The organism is Nucisporomicrobium flavum, from assembly GCF_016464385.1.
Classification (GTDB): Bacteria; Actinomycetota; Actinomycetes; order Mycobacteriales; family Micromonosporaceae; genus Actinoplanes; species Actinoplanes flavus_A.
Genome location: NZ_JADMLH010000001.1, coordinates 42358 through 60473, shown reverse-complemented (window position 1 = coordinate 60473; position 18116 = coordinate 42358). Strand labels below are relative to the sequence as shown.

Genomic DNA, 18116 nt, shown 5'->3' with positions numbered 1-18116 from the left:
AAGCGGAGCGCGGGGTACGGGCGTACCCCGCGCTGGGCCTCGGTCAAGGACGCCACATGCGGAAGAACGGGGTGTCGTCCGGGAGCCGGATGTCGAACGGTGACATCCGGGTGTAGCCGTGCCGCTCGTACAGGCGGATGTTGTCCTCGTTGGTCGCCTCGAGGTACGCCGGTACGTCCAGCTGCTCGTGGGTGTGTTGCATCAGCGCGCTGCCCAGCCCCGCGCTCTGGTGGTCCGGGTGCACCGCCAGGAACGCGAGGTGCCAGTGCGGCTCCTCCGGGTGGTGCTTCTCGAAGACCTCGTCGAGGGCCTGGAAGTTGGGCAGCCAGCGGCCGGTGAGGGCGCTGAGGCGCTGCTCGTACGCGTCGATCTCGGGCATCTCGCGGGTGCGGTCGAACCAGACCGCCGCGGCCGCGAGGCCGCCGGCCGCGTCCTCGATGACGTCGACGCGGCCCGAGGTGGGTGCGGACTCCGACAGGAATGTGAAGAAGTCCGTCATCACGGGGAGGCGGTCGTTCTCGTCGGGCACGAGCGAGTGGTTCTGCGGGAGGTGGTCGAAGGACAGGGCGATGAGGCGCCCGACTGCGGGGATCTCGTCGGGGGTGGCGCTGCGGATGGGGGTCACTTGACTGCCTCCGAGAACGAGTAGCCGGTGGTGGCGCTGCGGGCGCCGAGGCCGATGCCCTCGTACACGGCTCGGCGGGTGCGGCGCAGGACGAGGGCCCAGCCGACGCCGGCGAGGGTGACGACGGCGTACGCGAGCGGCACCACCCAGGTCGGTTCGGAGCCCGGTTCCACGCCGAAGAGGGTCGCGATGTTGGTGAGCGCCAGGTACGTCACGACGAACAGCAGGACCGTGCCGATGACCGGCGCGCCGATGCGGTGCCAGGCGTCCTCGCCGGAGGGGTGGCGGAGGAAGTAGCCGATGACCGCCAGCGACGTGACGGTGATGAGCAGCAGCACGCCGATGCCGCCGGTGGTGCCGCCCCAGAAGAAGAGCTGCACCAGTGGGTCCCAGCCCATGACGGCGTACAGCAGGATCACGGCGAGGCCGATCCCGGACTGCAGCAGCGAGCCGTTCTTGGGCGCACCCGTACCGGGAACCGTACGGCCGAACGCCCGCGGCAGCACGCCTTCGCGGCCGAGCGAGAACGTGTAGCGGGCGATGATGTTGTGGAAGGAGATCATCGCGGCGATCAGCGACGTGAGGAACAGCGCGTGGCCGAGGTGCAGGGCGGTGCTGCCGAGGCGGTCGGAGGCGAGGTTGAAGAACAGCTCGGGGCCCTCCGTACCGGCGCGCTCGACGGCCTGCCCGCCGGTCGCGGAGATCATGGCCCAGGCGGAGAAGGCGTACAGCACGGCGATCAGCGCGACCGCGATGTAGGTGGCGCGGGGCACCGTACGCCGCGGGTCGCGCGACTCCTCGCTGAACACCACGGACTGCTCGAAGCCGACGAAGCCGGTGACCGCCATGACCAGCAGCGCGCCCGCACCGGCGCCGACGAGGCTGCCCGGGTTCAGCGGGGCCGAGGACGCGGCGAAGTCCGGTGCGAACAGGTCCGCGACGCTGAACACGGCGACGAGGATGATCTCGGCGACGAGCAGGGTGGCGAGGACCTTGCCGTTGACGGCGACGTCGCGGACGCCCAGGACCGCTACGAGCGCCCAGGCGACCAGCGCGATGACCCACCACTGCACGTCGACGCCGAACCAGTCGGCGAACAGCGGCGACGCGATCGCGCCGAAGCCGCCGTACGAGGCGACCTGGAAGCTGTTGTACGCCAGCAGCGCCACCCACGACGCGCCCACCCCGAACGGGCGGCCGATGCCCTGCGCGACGTACGCGTAGAAGGCCCCGGCGTTGGCGATGTGCCGGGCCATGGCGACATAGCCGACGGCGAAGATCGCGAGCACCACCGCGACGGCGAGGAACGCGATCGAGATGGCGGTGAGCCCGGTGACGGCGAGGCCGGTGGGGACGACGCCGGCGACGACGGTGAGCGGGGCGGCGGCGGACATGACGAAGAAGACGACGGCCGCCACGCCGAGGCGGTCGCGGGCGAGGGCGGTCGAGAGCTGGCTGGGTCTGGCGGGGGTGGTGGTGGCGGACACGCTGGTCTCCAAGGCGGGGAGGAGGGAGGGAGGAGGGGTCAGGCCCGGCGGGCCATGACGGCGTCGCCCACGGCGGCCTCTGCGTGGCCGACGAGGTGTTGCAGCATCGCCGGCAGGCGCCGGCGGAGCTGGCCGAACAACTGGTCACGCTCGTGCGCCTCGAGCGTCACGAGCACGTGCTGGTCGAGGCCGGTGGCGAGCACCAGCCCGGTCAGCACCAGATCGGAGGTGTCGAGCATCTCGCCGCGGCCGGCGGCGATGCGGATGCGGGTGCCGGGCCAGCCGGCGACGGAGGTGTCGACGGGTACGAACCGCACCTTGGTGCCGAGCAGGCCCCGTTTCTCCTGGCGCTGCACCACGCCGGCGCGGGCGAGCCGGCGTTCGACCAGATCGGTGGCGACGCCGGTGGCGAGGAACGAGATCCAGTCACGGATGCGGCGGTGGTGGCTCTCGCGCAGCAGCTGGCCGAGGACGGCGGCGGTGGCCGGGTCCGGGGTCGGCTGGTCGTCGATGACGACGATGTGGTTGTCGCGCACGTCGAGCCGGCGCCAGAGCACCAGTTCGGCGAGCAGGGCGGCGGCGAGCCCGAGCCCGAGCGTGGCGGGGGTGAGCAGGCACCGGCTGCGGGCGGAGTCGTGGGCGGCGAGGTACAGGTCGTCGGCCAGCGGCAGCTGCGATGACGACACGACGATCCCCTCGGGACATGACGGAATGACCACCGGTCGGGGTGACCGGCAGTCGCGACAGAGTGGACAGGGGTGTGGCGGGCGGCTGCGGACCATTACGGTGAGCGGCCGCCGGAACAACACCGCGTAGCTTGCCAGCGCGCGACTACCCCGCGCAATGTCCGAAGTGGTCAAAGCTTCGATGCATCGTGCAGTACGGTCCTGAGCTGCACTGATGCGAGAAAGGAAATCCACGGAGTTAACACGATCGTCATGTGGGTCCTCCGTACGCGTACCGAACGCCGCCCTTACGAACCGCTTACACCCCGCGCCTAGCGTCGGCGCCATGACGGACCGCGACACGGTTGCCCATCTGCTCCGCCGCCTCACCTTCGGCCCCACGGCCGCGGAGGTCGACGCGGCGCTGGAAACAGGCGTGGACGCCACCCTCGACGCGGTGCTGGCGCCTGTCGGCCGGACCGTGGCCCTCCCGGACGTGGGCCCCTTCGACAGGAAGGACGCCCGCCGGCAGAGCCGCGACGCCGTCCGGTGGTGGTTGCGCCGGATGGTGAACGAGCCGGGAGGGGCCGAGAAGCTCACGTTCTTCTGGCACGGCCACTGGGCCACCTCGGTCCAGAAGGTCCGCTCGGCGCCGCTCATGCTGGCCCAGCAGCAGACGCTACGGCGCTACGGCGGCGGCGACACCGGGCCGCTGGTCCGCGCGATGCTGCGCGATCCGGCGCTGATCCTGTGGCTCGACGGGCAGCGCAACACCCGTACGGCCCCGAACGAGAACCTCGCCCGCGAGCTGATGGAGCTGTTCACGCTGGGCGTGGGGGCGTACACCGAGGACGACGTGAAGGCGGGCGCGCGGGCGCTCACCGGATGGCGGGCCTCGCGGGCGGGCGGTACGGCGACGTTCGTACCGGGGCGCCACGATCCCGGGCCGGTCACCCTGCTCGGGCGTACCGGCACGGTCGACGCCGACACGTACGCGGACCTGCTCGTCCGCCATCCCGCCCACCTGCCGCACCTGGTCACCCGGCTCTGGGTGCGCTACGGCTCCGGCACGGCACCGGACGCCGCCACGATCGCCCGGGTGACCGCCGCCGGCGGGCGCAGCACCACCGGCCTGCTCCGGGCGATCGCCACCGATCCCGCGTTCGCAGCCACCGCCGGGCAGCTCGTCAAGCAGCCCGTGGAGTGGCTGATCGGCGCGGCCCGCCAGCTCGGGATCGACGCCGGCGCGCTGCCGGACCGGGCGTTGCGGGCCCTGGGCCAGGTGCCGTTCCGCCCGCCGAGCGTGGGCGGCTGGCCGGTCGGCACCGCCTGGCTGACCACCTCGTCGACCCGCGCCCGGCTGGAACACGCGCAGAAGCTGACCGCCCTCGCCCCGGACACCGTGGCGGAGCTGGGCCGTACCGCGCCGGCCGGACGGCTGGACGCGCTCGCCCGGCTGCTCGCCGTCGACGGCTGGAGCGAGCGCACGCGCGCGGTGCTCGCGGACTCCGCCGCGGACCCGCGCAGGCTGCTCGCCCTCGGCCTGGCCAGCCCCGAATACGCCGTCCACTGAGGAGAGTCACCATGGACACCATCACCCGGCGCCGGTTCCTGACCGCCAGCGGGGTCGTCGCGGCCGGCGCATTGGCCGCCGGCGGGACCGCGTACGGCCTGCGCGACATCCTGGACTTCCGCTCCGAGGAGCCGCTGGGCCGCACGCTCGTGCTGGTCACGCTCTACGGCGGCAACGACGGGCTCAACACCGTCATCCCGTACGCGGACCCCGCCTACGCCGCGAACCGCCCGTCGATGGCGTACGACGAGGGCGAGGTGCTGCGCCTCGACGACGAGTTCGGCCTGAACCCGGGCCTCGCCGGCCTGCACCGCCTGTACGGGCAGGACCGCCTCGCGATCGTCCACGGCGTGGGTTACCCGAAGCCCGACCGCAGCCACTTCCGCTCGATGGACATCTGGCAGACCGCCCAGCCCGAGCGCCCCGGCACCACCGGGTGGCTGGGCCGCTGGCTGGACACCGCGGGCGGCGACCCGCGGCTGGCCGTGTCGTTCGAGCCCGTGCTGCCGCCGCTGCTGGCCGGCGCCACGAGCGCGGGCGCGACGGTACCCGGCGGCGCGCTGACCCTGCCGAAGGGCGTCACCCCGGACGTCCTGACCGGATTCGGTACGCCCGCAGCCGGCGACTCACCGGCCCGCGCCCGCGCGGCGGCCTGCTTCGCCGACCTGATCAAGGTCCGCGATCTCGTCGACGGCGCGATCCCCGACGACGACGGGGACGCCGAGGCGCCGGCCACGGCCACCGGCGGCCAGGCTCCCCCGCTGGAGCGTCAGCTCGCCCTGGTGGCTCGCTGCATCGAGGCCGGCTCGGCCACCCGGGTCTACTCGGTGTCGCTGGGCGGCTTCGACTTCCACGCCGACGAGAAGGGTGCCCAGGAGTCGATCCTGGGCACGCTGGACAAGCCGCTCGCGGCGTTCGTGGAGCGAATGGCGGACCGCGATGTGGTGGTGGCGGTGTACTCGGAGTTCGGCCGCCGCGTCCGCGCCAACGCCTCCGAGGGCACCGACCACGGCACGGCGTCCACGGTCCTGCTCGCCGGCGCCGGCATACCTGGCGGCCGGTACGGCGAGCCGCCCAGCCTCACCGACCTCGACGACGGCGACCTGCGGCACACCACCGACTTCCGCGACGTGTACGCGACGCTGCTCGCCGACGTGCTGGGCGCCGATCCGGAGCGCGTGCTCGGCGGCTGGACGGGCCGGCTCCGATTTAGTTGACGCATCAAGTAAATCGGCGTACCGTTGGCGACAGAAGGTTGAAGCGTCAACGGAGGTAACCATGAGCGCCATGCCCGCGCTGTTCCTGAGCCACGGTGCTCCCCCGCTGGTCGACGACCCCACCTGGGTCGCCCAGCTGCAGGAGCTGGCGGCGTCCCTGCCCCGCCCGAAGGCCGTCCTCATGGCCTCCGCGCACTGGGAGTCCGCGCCGCTCATGCTGGGCGCCACCGAGACGGTTCCGCTGGTGTACGACTTCGGCGGCTTCGCCCGTCGCTACTACGAGGCGCGGTACGAGGCACCCGGCGCGCCCGAGCTCGCCGCCCGCGTCGAGAAGCTGATGCCCGACACCGAGCACGTCGCCCGGACCGACCGCGGCCTGGATCACGGCGCGTACGTGCCGCTGAGCGTGATGTACCCCGGCGCGGACATTCCCGTGCTGCAGATGTCGCTGCCGACCCTCGAGCCGGACCGCCTGCTCGAGCTCGGCCGCCGGCTCGCCCCGCTGCGCGAGGAGGGCGTGCTGATCATCGGCTCCGGCTTCACCACGCACGGGCTGCCGTTCCTGCGCGAGTGGCGCACCGACGCGCCGGCGCCGGGCTGGTCCCGCGAGTTCGACGCCTGGGCCGCCGAGGCGCTGACCCGTGGCGCCGTCGACGAACTGGCCGACTTCCGCAGCCGCGCGCCCGGCATGCCGTACGCGCACCCCACGATCGAGCACTTCGCCCCGATGTTCCTGACGCTCGGCGCATCCGGCAGCCCGGAGCAGAGCGCCGAGCAGCCGATCGACGGCTTCTGGATGGGGCTGGCGAAGCGCTCCTTCCAGGTGGCCTGACCGGCGGATTGCCAGGATCTTTCCAGCGTCACCGAGGATGCTTGTGGGTACATCACGTCAACCCCCTTGCACGTAGCCCGGAGGTTCCGCCCTGATGCTGGAGGTCACCGCGCTCGGCTGGACGCTGACCATCGCGGTCATCGTCGCCCTGCTCGCCCTCGACCTGACCCTCGGCGTGCTGCGCCCGCACGCCGTGGGTTTCCGTGAGGCCGCCGCCTGGTCGGTCTTCTACATCGCCATCGCCCTCGCCTTCGGCGTCGTCTTCGCCCAGATCGCGGGCTGGGACTACGGCACGCAGTACTTCGCGGGTTACGTCGTCGAGAAGAGCCTGTCGGTCGACAACCTCTTCGTCTTCGTGATCATCATGAGCACCTTCGCGGTGCCGGAGAAGTACCAGCAGGAGGTGCTGACCTTCGGCATCATCATCGCGCTGGTGCTGCGGGTCATCTTCATCGCGCTGGGCGCCACGCTGCTGTCGCTGTTCTCGTTCATGTTCCTGATCTTCGGGCTGCTGCTGATCTACACCGCGGTGCAGCTCTTCCGGCACCGCGACGAGGACCCCAGCGTCGACGACAACGCCATCGTCAGGGCCAGCAGGCGCCTGTTCCCGGTGACCGACGAGTACGACGGCGGCAAGCTGTTCACCCGGATCGGCGGGCGCCGGATGGCGACGCCCCTGTTCATCACGCTCGTCGCGATCGGCAGCACCGACCTGCTGTTCGCGCTCGACTCGATCCCGGCGGTCTTCGGCGTGACCGAGGAGGCGTACATCGTCTTCGTCGCCAACGCCTTCGCCCTGCTCGGGCTGCGCGCCCTCTTCTTCCTGGTGAAGGGGCTGCTGGACCGGCTGGTCTACCTGTCGACCGGCCTGTCGCTGATCCTCGCCTTCATCGGCGCCAAGCTCGTGCTGCACTGGCTGCACGAGGACGTCTGGCACGGCGCGCCGCAGATCAGCACGCCGGTCTCGCTGATCGTCATCCTGGTCATCCTCGTGATCACGACGGTGGCGAGCCTGGCGAAGACCCGCCGGGACCCGACCGCCAAGGCCCACGCCGGCAGCCTGCGAGCCCACCCGCCGCGCGAGGACCGCGCCGACAGCTGACCGGCACACACCAAGGAAGCCCCGGCGCCGAGCGCCGGGGCTTCGTGCTGGGGGTGGCACGGTCAGCCGCGATAACCGCCGACGGCGATGCGCGTACGCATCCGCTCGTAGTCCTGCTGGTTGAGGATGTCGCGGATCTGGGCCGTCTCCGCCTCGTTGTGGCGGCCCAGGATGAGGTCGAGCTCGGCACGCTCGGCCGGGGTCTGGAAGGCGGCCAGCTCCGCGCTCAGCTGCCGGCGCGCCCGTCGCTGGGTGCGGCGGTTCGCCAGGCTGGTACGGACGTCGGTGATCCGGTTCTTCAGCGGCATCGTGCGTCTCCTTACGGAAAGTGATGACGAGGGCGGTGGTGCCTTCGTGATCCAGCTTCCGCGCCCCGGACTACGTCACCAAATCAAGCAGGTAAAACGTTCGATGCAGACGTGACGCGGGCCACCGAAATGCTGTAGCCCGCGTCACTCTGCGTTGCCTTTGTGCTGGTCATCCGCCTGCCGTGTTTTACGCCACAGCAGAGTAAAAACCTAGAGGGTCAGCGACCAGGTGTTCAGGTAGCCGGTGTCCTGGGCGTACACGTCGCGTACCTGCAGCTTCCATGCACCGTCGGCCGCCTCGGACGACAGGTTCACCGTGTAGGTCGCGTTGACGTTGTCGGCACTGTCCGAGGAGCTGCTGTTCTTCAGCCGGTACGACGACCCGTCCGGCGCGACCAGGTCCACCACCAGGTCGCCACGGTACGAGTGGACGATCGTGACCGCCACGGCCGAGGTGGACGAGGCGCTGCGGGCACACCCGCTGATGGTGATCGTGCTGGTCACGGCCGACCCGGCGTCCGGGATGGACACGTCGGAGCCGTTGGTGCCGGCGCAGCTCCCGCCGCTGCCGCCGGTGACGGTCAGCGCGTACGTGGCGGTGTGCGTCGCCGAACCCGTGCCGGTGACGGTGACGGAGTAGGTGCCCGCCGGCGTGGACGCGCTGGTCGAGATCGTCAGCGTGGACGACGAGCCGGAGGTCACCGTGGCCGGGCTGAACGCCGCGGTCGCGCCGCTGGGCAGGCCCGAGGCGCTCAGCGCGACGGACTGCGCCGAACCGGAGGTGGTGGCGGTGGCGATCGTGGTGGTTGCCGACGAGCCCGCCGCGACGCTGCCCGAGGCCGGCGACGCCGACAGCGAGAAGTCGTTCGCAGGCGTACCGCCGGTGCAGGTGGCCTCACCGGACTGCGCGGGGACGCTGATCGCGTTCCACGCCGCCTTGACCGAGTTGAACTCGGTGCAGCTGTTCGGGTAGAGGTTCTTCGCCGCGTTCAGCGTGGCCGTACGGATGTTGGCGTACTTCCAGGTCGAGGTCTTCGCCTGCATGGCGTTGTAGTAGATCTCGCCGGCCTTGCGGATCGAGATGCCGGCGACCGACGACGAGTTGCAGGTCGGGCTCGACGGCTGGCCGTTGCTCGGCGCGGAACCCTCGGCGACCAGGTAGAACCAGTGGTTGAGCGGGCCGGCCGCCGAGTGCACCTCGGTCGACGGGATCGAGCTCGACCAGCAGTTCGGGTCCCCGGCGAGCGACGGGTTGTACATGTAGCGGATCGGGCCGTCGCCGACCAGGTCCACCTCCTCGCCGACGGTGTAGTCCGGCGGGTCCAGCGGGCTGTTGGCGTACGCCTCGGTCAGCGCGCCGAAGATGTCGCCGGTGGACTCGTTGATGCCACCGTTCTCGTTGCCGCTGCCCGCGCCGCCCGGGGTGTTCTGGAAGACCGCGTGACCCAGCTCGTGGCCCACCACGTCGATCGGGGTGGCCTGGCGGGTGTTCGCCTGGTTGTGGCCGAAGTTGACGTACGAGCCGTTCCAGTACGCGTTCACGTCGGCCAGCCCCACCCGGATCGGCGGGTTGGAGCCGTTGCCGAGGATGCCGTTGCGGTTGAACCAGGCCGAGAACATGTCGACCTCACGCTGCGCGCCCCAGAGCGCGTCGACGCAGGCGGTCTCCAGGTTGGTGCCCGAGCCGTTGCCCCACGCGTCATCGGTGCCGGTGTACGCGCTGCCGCCCTGCCCGCCGCACTTGAGGCCGGGACGGGTCGTGTCGGTCATCGAGTACGAGGAACCCGAGCCCGAGGTGTTGATCGTGACGTTGCCGTAGTAGTAGCCGTTGCCCGTACCCTCGCGGACGTCGTCGATCTGGTCGAGGACCCGGCCGGTGCGCGCGTCGACGAACACGTGCAGGCGGCTCGGGCGCTGCTGGGTGGTGCGTCCCTCGACGACCACCTCGTACGCGAGCTTGGGCGTACCCCAGGCAAGGACCTTGAGCGCCGGGGCGGCGGCGCTGTCCACCGTGGCCAGCCGGGCGCGCGCGGCCGCGGTGGCCTTCGCGGCGCTGACCGTGGCCGTCGTGGCGACGTCGATCGTGCCGGTCTGCGCGACCGCGGTGTCCCTGACCGTGCCGGCGGCGTCCGTGGTGACCACGACGTCGCCGCCGACCACGGGCAGCCCCTTGAAGGTGCGGGCGTACGTCACGTACTGCAGGCCGCGCGTGCCCTGCACGACGCCGGTGCGCTTGAGCGCGTCACCGTCGGCGCGGCGCAGCAGCGACGCGGTGCCGGCGCTGCCGACGAGCCGGTCGGCGGAGGCGGCGGCCAGGGCGGCCGGTGCGGGTGCGGGGCTGGGCGACTGCTGCGGCTGGGCGGAGGCCGGCGAGGCCGCCAGCGTCAGCGCGGCCCCGGCGGCGAGCGCCGCCGCGGCCGGGATGAGTTTCTTACGTCCCACGCTCGTACTCCTTCTCTCGACCCGGTCAGGGCGAGGCCTGGGCGCGAGGTCCCGGGGTCGGGCGGCACCAGGCTGACTGGCAGTGACGCTAGGGATCGATGGCCGTCACCGAATCAGGGAAAACCCTTGTCGGTGCGGGCGCGGCCGCGGGCAGCCGCTGGGAGAGCTGGGTGCGCGACCGTACGCCGAGCTTGCGGTACACGCGGGTCAGGGTCGCCTCGACCGTCTTGACGCTCAGGAACAGCTGGGTGGCGATCTCCCGGTTGCTCGCCCCCTCGCGTACCAGCCCGGCGATGCGGGCCTCGGTGGCGGTCAGCCCGAAGTCGGCGGGCGGGGCGGCGGTTCCTTCCGTACGGGCCAGCGCGCGCTGCGTCTGCTCGGTCCACGGCTTCGCCTCCGCGGCGAGGAACAGCGCCAGCGCCGCCCCGATGGCCACCCGGGCGGCCGCGTACCGGCGGCGCCGTCGTTCCGCACCGCCCTGCACGAGCAGCGCGTGGGCCTGCTCGACGGGCTGCTGCAGGCCGGCGAACCGCTGCGCCGCGGCGGCTGAGAGGCGTACGGCGGAGTCGGCCTGCCCGCTCTCCGAGAGGACCACGGCGGTGGCCCGGTCGAGGTAGCCGTTCAACCCGGGCGAGGCGCCGAGCCGCTCCGCGGTGGCGCGGGCCTCGGCCAGCGTACGGGCTGCCTCCTCGTGCTCGCCCAGCGCCGCCAGGCCGCCCGCGAGGTCGCCCTGCCAGCGCACGATCATCGGGTCCGCCGCGCCGCCCTCCAGCTCGCGCAGCCGGCGCAGCGCCGCCACGCCGGCCCGGGTGTCGCCCGAGCGCAGGCGCGCCTGGCCCAGGGCGTGCAGGTTGCGGCGCAGGTAGATGCTGTCGCCCTCCTGTTCGGACGCGCGGGCGCCGCGATGGGCGTACCCGGCGGCGGCCTCGAGGCTCCCGCCGGCCAGCTCGGCGACGGCCGCCGTGTACCACGTCGGGCCGGGACTGAGCCCGGCCCGCTGGGCGGCGGCCACGGCCCGGTGGGCGTAGCGCAGGGCGTCCCGGCAGCGCCCGGCCCGGGTGGCCACCTCGGACAGGCTGCGCAGCACCTCGACCAGCGCCTCGCCCGTACGGTCGTGCTCCGCGACCGCGAGCAGCGTGAGCAGTTCCGCGCGGGCCTCGTCGAGCCGGTCGTCCATCATGGCGAACCGCGCGGCCAGGTAGCGCGGGCTCAGGTGCAGCCAGCCCGGCTCCGGCGGCGCGGGCAGCGCCAGCGCGCGCTCCAGCGTGCCCGTCCACTCCGCCTCGCCGCGCAGCCGCTGCACCTGCGCGAGCGCGCTCAGCGCCATCGCCTCCGTGGCCGGATCGCCGGCCTCCCGCGCGTCGGCAGCCGACTCGGCGGCGCACGCGGCCGCGGTGTCCGGCGCCCCGCCCAGCATCGCCGCCCAGGTCAGCCGCAGCCGGACCGCCGCGAGCAGCGTCACGTCCCCGCCGGCCTCGTTGAGCGCCGCCGCGAACATCTCCCCCATCTCGGCGAGCGCCTGCCCTGCCAGGTCCAGCAGCACCAGCCGGGCCCTCACCCGGTGCGCGGCGGGCGCGTCGGCCGCGGCGAGCACCGCCTCGGCGGCCCGGCCGGCCAGCTCGGGCGCCCCGGCGGTCGCGGCCGTCCGCGCCGCCGCCACCAGCCAGTCGAAGCGGTCGCCGGCCAGGCTCCGCGGGCACCGGTCGGCGGCCAGCACGTGCAGCTCCGCCGCGGTACGCCCGTCGCCCCTGGCCGCGGCCCGGGTGGCGGCTCGGACCAGCTCACGGGCGACGTCGGCGTCCGGCCGCCCGCTGCGCAGGGCCCGGTGCCGGACGGCCACCGTCTCGTCCAGCGCCGCGTCGGCCAGCGCGTCGTGCACCCCGGCGCGGCGGGCGGCACCGGCGTCCTCGGCCAGCACCCCGGCCAGCGCGGGCGGCGTGAACCGGATCGTCTCCCCGTCCAGGCGGACCACCCCGGCGGCCACCGCGGCGCGGACGTCACGGGCGGCGTCGTCGTACCCGCAGCGCAGCAGGGTCGCGACCGTGGCCTCGGTGGCCAGCGCGGCGACCAGCAGCGTCGACGTGACCTGCGGCGGCAGCGCGGACAGGCGGCGGCGCAGCACGGCCCGGGCGGCCTCGGGCAGCGGCGCCGGGCGCCACGCCGGACCGGCGACGACCACACCGCCCAGGGCCAGGGCGAGCAGCGGGTTGCCCCCGCTGGCCTCGTGCAGCCCGGCCGCCGTCCGGCACGGCAGGCCACGCTCCTCCAGCAGCGCGGTCAGGTCGTCCGGGTCGAGCGGCGGCACCAGCAGGTCGGCCACGGGCGCGGGACAGAGCCGGGCCGCACGGTGCCGGCCGGCCTCGTCCGGGAAGCGTTGCGCGGCCACCACCCGTACCCGCGGACCCGGGCGGCGGCGCATGGCGAAACCGATCAGCTCGGCCGACTCGGCGTCGAGCCACTGCACGTCGTCGACCACGAGCAGGACCGGGCCGCCGCGGGCGCAATGGGCCAGCAGGCTGGGCAGGACCAGGCGGCGGGCCAGGGCCGGGGCGCCCGTCCGGGGGGCGCTGCCGCGGCGCAGCACCGCCAGGGCCGCGCGGTGCGCCGGGGGCAGGGCGGCGACGGCGGCCTGCGGCAGCTGCGCCACGAGGTCGGCGATGCCCGCGTACGGCAGCAGCCGCTCGGCAGGCGCGGGCCGCAGCTGCACGACCAGCTCGCCCCGCGCGGCGGCCGCGGCGGCGACCGTGTCCAGCAGGGCCGTCTTGCCGATCCCCTCCGGCCCGTGCAGCGCCACCCCGCCGCCCACGGCCAGCCGGGCCTCCACCGCGGCCAGCAGCGACTCCCTGCCGACGAGGGCAGCGGAGGCGGGCCGCGCGCGGGTGTCCAGGGCGTCTCCCCAGGTGGATGCCGGTCGATCGATTGCAGCCTAAGGACCCTCCCCGGAAGGCATCAATGGGTGGCCGCTCTACGCTCGGACCGTGACGAGCTACTTTGCGCGCGTGGGCGCCGGCCGATTCGTGGCGGGCGAGCTCACCGGCGGCGCCTGGGCCACCGACGAGCAGCACATCGCCCCGATGACCGGCCTGATCGCCCACGAGACCGAGCGGCACGCCGCCCGGCGCGGACCCGACGGCATGGTGATCACGCGGATCAGCATGGACATCCTGGGCGTCCTCAAGCTCGCCGAGTTAGAGGTGGACGTCACCGTCATCCGGCCGGGGCGCACGATCGAGCTCCTCGAGGCGGTGGTGACGGCGCGGGGGCGGGCCGCCGTACGCGCCCGCATCTGGCGCATGGCCGAGCAGGACACCACAGCCGTGGCGGGCGGCGACGACGAGGCCCTGCCGCATCCGGACGGGCTGGCACCGTACCCGCTCTCCGACGTGTGGCCCGGCGGCTTCATCAGCTCGGTGGACGTCCGCCCGGTCGGCGAGCCCCGCCCCGGCCGCGCCCAGGTCTGGATCACCTCCGACACGCCCCTGGTCGCCGGTGAGCAGGCGAGCCCGCTGGCCGACTACGTGAAGCTGATCGACACGGCCAACGGCATCGCCGTCCGCGAGTCGCCCAAGCAGTGGATGTTCCCCAACCTCGACCTGACGATCCACCTGCACCGGCAGCCGGCGGGGCGCTGGGTCGGCCTCGACACGGCGGTCACCTTCGGGGCGACCGGAGTGGGCCTGACCAGCACCGTCCTGCACGACGAAGCGGGACCGGTGGGCCGCGCCGAGCAGATCCTCACCGTCCGCCCCATCTGACCGTTCGTTGGCGCGGGTGGCGCTCGGGTAGCACATTGAAGGAGGTAAACGTCTCAGCCTGACGGCGAAGGGGTGTGGATGGCCGGCCACGACGCGACGGACTTCCGGTTCCTGCTCGCGGAGGACTGGCGCATCGCCCGCGAGGCCCGCCTCGCCGCGCTGCGCGACTCGCCGGAGTGGTTCCTGCCGAGCGAGCCGCACGAGTCGTCCTGGAGCGACGAGCGCTGGCGCAGCTCCTGCACGACCGGCGTGTGGGCGGTGGCCGAAGCCGGCGGGGTGATCGTCGGGCTGGCCCGGCTCACGGACGCGCCCGACGGCCCGCACGTCGGGTCGGTGTGGAGCCACCCCCGCCACCGGCGCCGGAAGATCGCCTCCACGCTGGTGCAGCTGCTGGTGGACGAGGTCCCCGGGAGCGACGTCTTCGTGTGGGTGATCCAGCCCAACCCGGCGGCCCAGGAGCTCTACGAGTCGCTCGGCTTCAAGCGGACCGACGAGACTCAGCAGATCGACGGGGTCGGCACCGAGGTGCGGTTCCGGCTCGAGCGGCGGGCCGGGCCGTAGTTGACGGTCATCCGCTCCACCCCGAACCGGGCCTCCTGCCAGCGTTGCAGGCCGAGTGCGTCGAAGGCGGCCCGGTAGTCGTAGCCGCGCCCGTGTGCCGCCCGGCTCCAGCGCTCGAACCGGGCGCGGTCCTCCTGCCACACGCCGAGGAAGCGTACGCAGTCCTCGGGCGTGATGTGATCGAGCTGGTGCGACGCCTCCTGCAGCGACTTCGCCGCCTGGACCGCCTGGTGCGTCTCCCTGCCCTTGAGCTGCCGGCGGATCTGCGCGATCAGGGTCCGCCGCTCGTCGATGCAGCGCTCCCAGTACCGCGCCGTGGCCCGTGGCAGCCCGCCGCCATCGGTGAAGAGCGCGTACAGGCCCTCGGCCACCAGATCGCCGAACTCCTCGACCTTCGCCCGCAGCGGATCGTCGAACGGGTTGAACTCCAGCTGCCGGATGTTGCCGACGTGGGCGACCCCGGTCCGGCGGGCCTCGTCGGCGAAGGCGAACCAGTCCTCGTTGTACACGTCGGGGAACACCTCGAGCGGCCGGTCGCCCGCGGTGTTCACGCCCAGCGCGGCGCCGCTGACGAAGATGCCCTGCGGCCGGCCGGCGAGCCGGCTGGCGTGACAGACCACCGAGTTGTCGGGGTAGTCCAGCGTCTTGAAGCCGGCGAACCGGTTCGTCTCCAGGTGGTGGGCGACGCGGGCGACCTGGTCCCGGGTGATGCCGACGATGTCGTCGTCGACGAACATGATCTTCTGCCAGCCGCGGTACCGGGCCAGCAGCAGGCCGACGTTGCGCTTCAGGCTCAGGTTGCTCGACCGGTCACCGCTGAGAGCGCGGACACCTTCCGCCGAGGTGGCCAGCCGGAGCGGGTCGTGGCCCGCCTCGAGGGGCACCTCGGCCAGCACGACGCGCGCGTTCGACGGCCGGCTCGCCACCAGCGCCGCGACGTCCTCGATGACGCAGTCGTGCGAGGCCAGGACGACGAGCGTCGTTCCACAGTCGGAGGCGAGATCGACGAGCGGGCCCAGCCGCTGCGCGCGGCGCGACGCGGGGACGATGATCGCGTCGAGGGCCCGGCCCGGCGCCCGGCCGACCGGGCCCCAGTCGAGCCGGCGCAGCAACCGGTCGTGGTCGGCGCGATGGTGCGCCGGCCGCGGCGCCGCCCTGCCGTTCATGGGCGCTCCCGTCGCGGTTTGGCAGCCGTTCCCTGAGGCCAGGCGTAGAGGATGTTGCGGGGGTCCTGCAGGTCCGGCGAGAGCGCCTCGCCGTGGAACACCGGCACCCGCAGGAGCAGGCCGTACTCCCCGCGCGGGAAGTGCTCGGCGAGGTAGGCCTCGTTCGCCTCCCGGATCCGCGCGTCGGTCAGGGCCCGGACGGAACCGAGCACCCCGCGGCTGTGGATGCCGTTGCACAGGGTCAGGGTCTTGCTGGAGTTGAACGGATTGGGCACCCGCGCCAGGAGCGCCACGTCCTCCTCGAGCTCGGGCGACCCGCCGTCGAGCCGGGACCAGACGGGGAGGAACCGGCGCTCGTCGTCGCCGTGGCCCACCGCGAAGATCTCACCGGTGGCCAGCTCCGGGATCTCCATCTGGCGGATCGGAAGACGTTCGAGCAGGCGCAACAGCCGCCGGGTGACCGGGTTCCACCCGATGCCGCCGAGCAGCACGATGTGACCGGAGAGGTCGTCGGCGTCGACCTTGGACGCCCGCTTGAAGAAGACCGGCAGCGAGGGGTCGTTCTCGGCGCGGATGTGCCCGTGCAGCTCGATCAGGGCGTCCTGGTCGGCGAACCAGTGCATGGCCGTGTAGTTGGGGTCGGTCTCGTCGGCGAGCGGCCCCCGCGCCTCCTTCGGGGCGTCGGGAGCGATGATCACGACGGGGCCGTCGTCGGCGAAGAACCACGACCGGTACGTCGGCACGCGGGCCGCCTCGGCCGCCGCCGAACCGCCCCGGGTCTGCTCGTGGAGCCCGGTCAGGTCGCGCAGCAGTTCCTCGCGGACGGCGGCCTGCTGGGGGGTCAGCTGATCCTCGGCCGGCAGGCTCAGCGGATCCCGGACCAACGCCTTGAGCCGCGAATACGGCTCGATGCGGTAGTCCGGCACCAGAACCGGGTTCCGCACCCGTTCCCAGGACGAGATCGCTGCGGCGCCGATCTGCCTGCCGTCGCGCGTGAAGACCTCGGCCAGCTCGCTCTGGGTGAGCCCTGCCTCGTCCCGCAGACTTCGGAGCCGATGCGCCAACTGCTCCGCCGCCGGAGTAGCCACGACGGCCACCTCCCACCCTCTGGCCTCAGTGACCGCTTGTTTACCTTGAGTAAACAGGAGTAGCGTTAACCAAACCGTAGCACAGTTTATCAGCGTAGAGTCGCGAAGACTCTTCTTGATTCAACTCGACTAAAGTTGAGAACTGTCGCTCTCACGCTAGCACCGAAATCGCTGGGGACGGCCTCGTATGGACAGGAAAGCGGCGCGGCCAGAGACAACGAAAGAGCAGCTGATCCGCGACGGCGAAGGCCGCCTCGGAGCCAGGTACCGCTGTGACTTCGCCGCGCGGCTCCTCTCCGGCCGTATCGACCTTCCCCAGCAGTGGCTCAACGAGAACCACCGTGCCTTCATCGAGATGGAACGCGACTCCTTCGTGGACCGGGCGCACCTGGCGGCCGCGCGCGACCTCACCGGCCGGGTCGTCAGGCTCTGCACGCTGGTCTACCGGGTGATCGACGACTTCCTGGCGCGGGACGAGACGCTCGATCAGAAGGACCGGGCGGCGCTGCGCCAGGGCCGCGGACCGGCCGCCGTGTGCGAGGTGCTTTTCCGGGAGTGTGCCGAGTGGCCTGCCGCCGATCCGCGACGGCTCCGCACACCCGTACGGGTCGCCGTCGACGAGGCCCTCCGGGCGGTGGTGCACCAGCGACGCGCGGGACAGCGCACGCCTCCTCCCGGCGCGCCGGCGGCAACCTCCGCCGCCCAGCCGGTCACGCCCGGGCGGCCGCTCGACGACCGGCACCTCGCCGTCTGGCACAAGAGTCTGGCCACCATGGACGCCGGCAGCCTCCGGCGGCACCTCATCTACGACTCCGCCGAGGACATCCACCTGCTCGTCAAGATGGCCGGGGGCCTCGCGGTGATGGTGTCGCTCGCGGCGGCGTACGTCGCGCTGTTCCTCGCCCTCCGGTACTTCGCGCCGGCCCTCTCGACGCGCCAGGACATGCTCGTCACCACGGCCGCCCTCTCGACGGCCGTAGGCCCGGCAGGCCTCACGATGGCCGCCGGGATGCTCAGCGCCCGCCGCGGTCGCCGACGGGCGACGGGCGACCGGTCCGGCGCTGAATAGCAGCCACCGCCACGCCTCCGGCCAGGCCGAAAGCCGTCGTCGCGCCCAGGACGAGCGGGAACGCGTCCTGGGGCTGCGCCAGCCGGACGGCGAGGACGCCGAGGCCCACGGCGAGCGGCGCCACGATCCACACGGCGGCAAGGACCACCAGGAGGGACGCGCGGGCATGTCGGGCCACAGCGAAACCGTACGCCGCGACGCCTGCTCCGGCGACGTCCGCCACTGT

The 18116-nt window shown here is 72.9% G+C and carries 15 protein-coding genes and 1 pseudogene; 7 read left to right on the top strand and 9 right to left on the bottom strand.

Features of this window, described 5'->3' with window-relative positions:
* Positions 1–43 precede the first annotated feature (43 nt).
* From IT780_RS43390 to IT780_RS00300, 3 genes and pseudogenes are all read right to left on the bottom strand, one after another.
* Positions 44–223 (bottom strand): annotated as a pseudogene (locus IT780_RS43390) (GNAT family N-acetyltransferase); the annotation flags it as partial.
* 398 nt (positions 224–621) lie between these two features.
* On the bottom strand, positions 622–2112 hold the full coding sequence (locus IT780_RS00305) for an APC family permease (RefSeq protein ID WP_199509300.1): 1491 nt from the start codon (positions 2110–2112) through the stop codon (positions 622–624).
* A gap of 38 nt (positions 2113–2150) precedes the next feature.
* Positions 2151–2798, bottom strand: coding sequence for a GOLPH3/VPS74 family protein (locus IT780_RS00300; protein WP_307830976.1), 648 nt, complete (start codon positions 2796–2798; stop codon positions 2151–2153).
* A 325-nt stretch (positions 2799–3123) separates the two neighbouring features.
* Between IT780_RS00300 and IT780_RS00295 the strand changes: the two genes are divergently transcribed.
* From IT780_RS00295 to IT780_RS00280, 4 genes are all read left to right on the top strand, one after another.
* Positions 3124–4350 (top strand): DUF1800 domain-containing protein, encoded by a 1227-nt coding sequence (locus tag IT780_RS00295; protein WP_199509296.1) that lies wholly within the window; start codon positions 3124–3126, stop codon positions 4348–4350.
* An 11-nt stretch (positions 4351–4361) separates the two neighbouring features.
* Positions 4362–5567, top strand: a complete 1206-nt coding sequence (locus tag IT780_RS00290; protein ID WP_199509294.1) for a DUF1501 domain-containing protein — start codon at positions 4362–4364, stop codon at positions 5565–5567.
* Between the two features lie 61 nt (positions 5568–5628).
* A complete protein-coding gene (locus IT780_RS00285) occupies positions 5629–6399 on the top strand; it encodes a dioxygenase family protein (RefSeq protein ID WP_199509292.1) in 771 nt (256 codons plus the stop codon).
* A 94-nt stretch (positions 6400–6493) separates the two neighbouring features.
* On the top strand, positions 6494–7501 hold the full coding sequence (locus IT780_RS00280) for a TerC family protein (protein ID WP_199509290.1): 1008 nt from the start codon (positions 6494–6496) through the stop codon (positions 7499–7501).
* A 62-nt stretch (positions 7502–7563) separates the two neighbouring features.
* On the opposite strand, the gene IT780_RS00275 is transcribed toward IT780_RS00280, so the two are convergent.
* From IT780_RS00275 to IT780_RS00265, 3 genes are all read right to left on the bottom strand, one after another.
* On the bottom strand, positions 7564–7809 hold the full coding sequence (locus tag IT780_RS00275; RefSeq protein WP_199509288.1) for a hypothetical protein: 246 nt from the start codon (positions 7807–7809) through the stop codon (positions 7564–7566).
* A 210-nt stretch (positions 7810–8019) separates the two neighbouring features.
* Entirely contained in the window at positions 8020–10251 is a 2232-nt protein-coding gene (locus IT780_RS00270) for a M4 family metallopeptidase (RefSeq protein WP_307830975.1), read from the bottom strand.
* 88 nt (positions 10252–10339) lie between these two features.
* On the bottom strand, positions 10340–13138 hold the full coding sequence (locus IT780_RS00265; RefSeq protein WP_199510011.1) for an AAA family ATPase: 2799 nt from the start codon (positions 13136–13138) through the stop codon (positions 10340–10342).
* Between the two features lie 91 nt (positions 13139–13229).
* Here IT780_RS00265 and IT780_RS00260 point away from each other — a divergent pair, with 91 nt between their 5' ends.
* Both IT780_RS00260 and IT780_RS00255 read left to right on the top strand, forming a co-directional pair.
* Positions 13230–14006, top strand: coding sequence for a thioesterase family protein (locus IT780_RS00260; protein WP_307830974.1), 777 nt, complete (start codon positions 13230–13232; stop codon positions 14004–14006).
* Between the two features lie 78 nt (positions 14007–14084).
* A complete protein-coding gene (locus IT780_RS00255; RefSeq protein ID WP_199509286.1) occupies positions 14085–14567 on the top strand; it encodes a GNAT family N-acetyltransferase in 483 nt (160 codons plus the stop codon).
* On the opposite strand, the gene IT780_RS00250 is transcribed toward IT780_RS00255, so the two are convergent.
* On the bottom strand, positions 14504–15733 hold the full coding sequence (locus tag IT780_RS00250) for a hypothetical protein (protein WP_199509285.1): 1230 nt from the start codon (positions 15731–15733) through the stop codon (positions 14504–14506). The two genes, IT780_RS00255 and IT780_RS00250, sit on opposite strands and share 64 nt — an antisense overlap.
* Positions 15730–16821 carry a helix-turn-helix domain-containing protein gene (locus tag IT780_RS00245; protein WP_199509282.1) on the bottom strand — a complete coding sequence of 364 codons (1092 nt, stop codon included), beginning with the start codon at positions 16819–16821 and terminating at the stop codon, positions 15730–15732. The genes IT780_RS00250 and IT780_RS00245 overlap by 4 nt, the downstream gene beginning before the upstream one ends.
* Before the next feature lie 187 nt (positions 16822–17008).
* Here IT780_RS00245 and IT780_RS00240 point away from each other — a divergent pair, with 187 nt between their 5' ends.
* A complete protein-coding gene (locus IT780_RS00240; RefSeq protein WP_199509280.1) occupies positions 17009–17890 on the top strand; it encodes a hypothetical protein in 882 nt (293 codons plus the stop codon).
* Here IT780_RS00240 and IT780_RS00235 read toward each other — a convergent pair.
* Positions 17835–18068, bottom strand: a complete 234-nt coding sequence (locus IT780_RS00235; protein WP_199509279.1) for a hypothetical protein — start codon at positions 18066–18068, stop codon at positions 17835–17837. The genes IT780_RS00240 and IT780_RS00235 overlap by 56 nt on opposite strands.
* Positions 18069–18116 lie beyond the last annotated feature (48 nt).

Excerpts from the sequence above, each read along its gene's own strand:
- IT780_RS00285 (WP_199509292.1), top strand. The coding sequence starts at position 5,629 with ATGAGCGCCATGCCCGCGCTGTTCCTGAGCCACGGTGCTCCCCCGCTG.
- IT780_RS00240 (WP_199509280.1), top strand. The coding sequence starts at position 17,009 with ATGGACAGGAAAGCGGCGCGGCCAGAGACAACGAAAGAGCAGCTGATC.
- IT780_RS00255 (WP_199509286.1), top strand. The coding sequence starts at position 14,085 with ATGGCCGGCCACGACGCGACGGACTTCCGGTTCCTGCTCGCGGAGGAC.
- IT780_RS00275 (WP_199509288.1), bottom strand. The coding sequence starts at position 7,809 with ATGCCGCTGAAGAACCGGATCACCGACGTCCGTACCAGCCTGGCGAAC.
- IT780_RS00280 (WP_199509290.1), top strand. The coding sequence starts at position 6,494 with ATGCTGGAGGTCACCGCGCTCGGCTGGACGCTGACCATCGCGGTCATC.
- IT780_RS00295 (WP_199509296.1), top strand. The coding sequence starts at position 3,124 with ATGACGGACCGCGACACGGTTGCCCATCTGCTCCGCCGCCTCACCTTC.
- IT780_RS00290 (WP_199509294.1), top strand. The coding sequence starts at position 4,362 with ATGGACACCATCACCCGGCGCCGGTTCCTGACCGCCAGCGGGGTCGTC.
- IT780_RS00250 (WP_199509285.1), bottom strand. The coding sequence starts at position 15,733 with ATGAACGGCAGGGCGGCGCCGCGGCCGGCGCACCATCGCGCCGACCAC.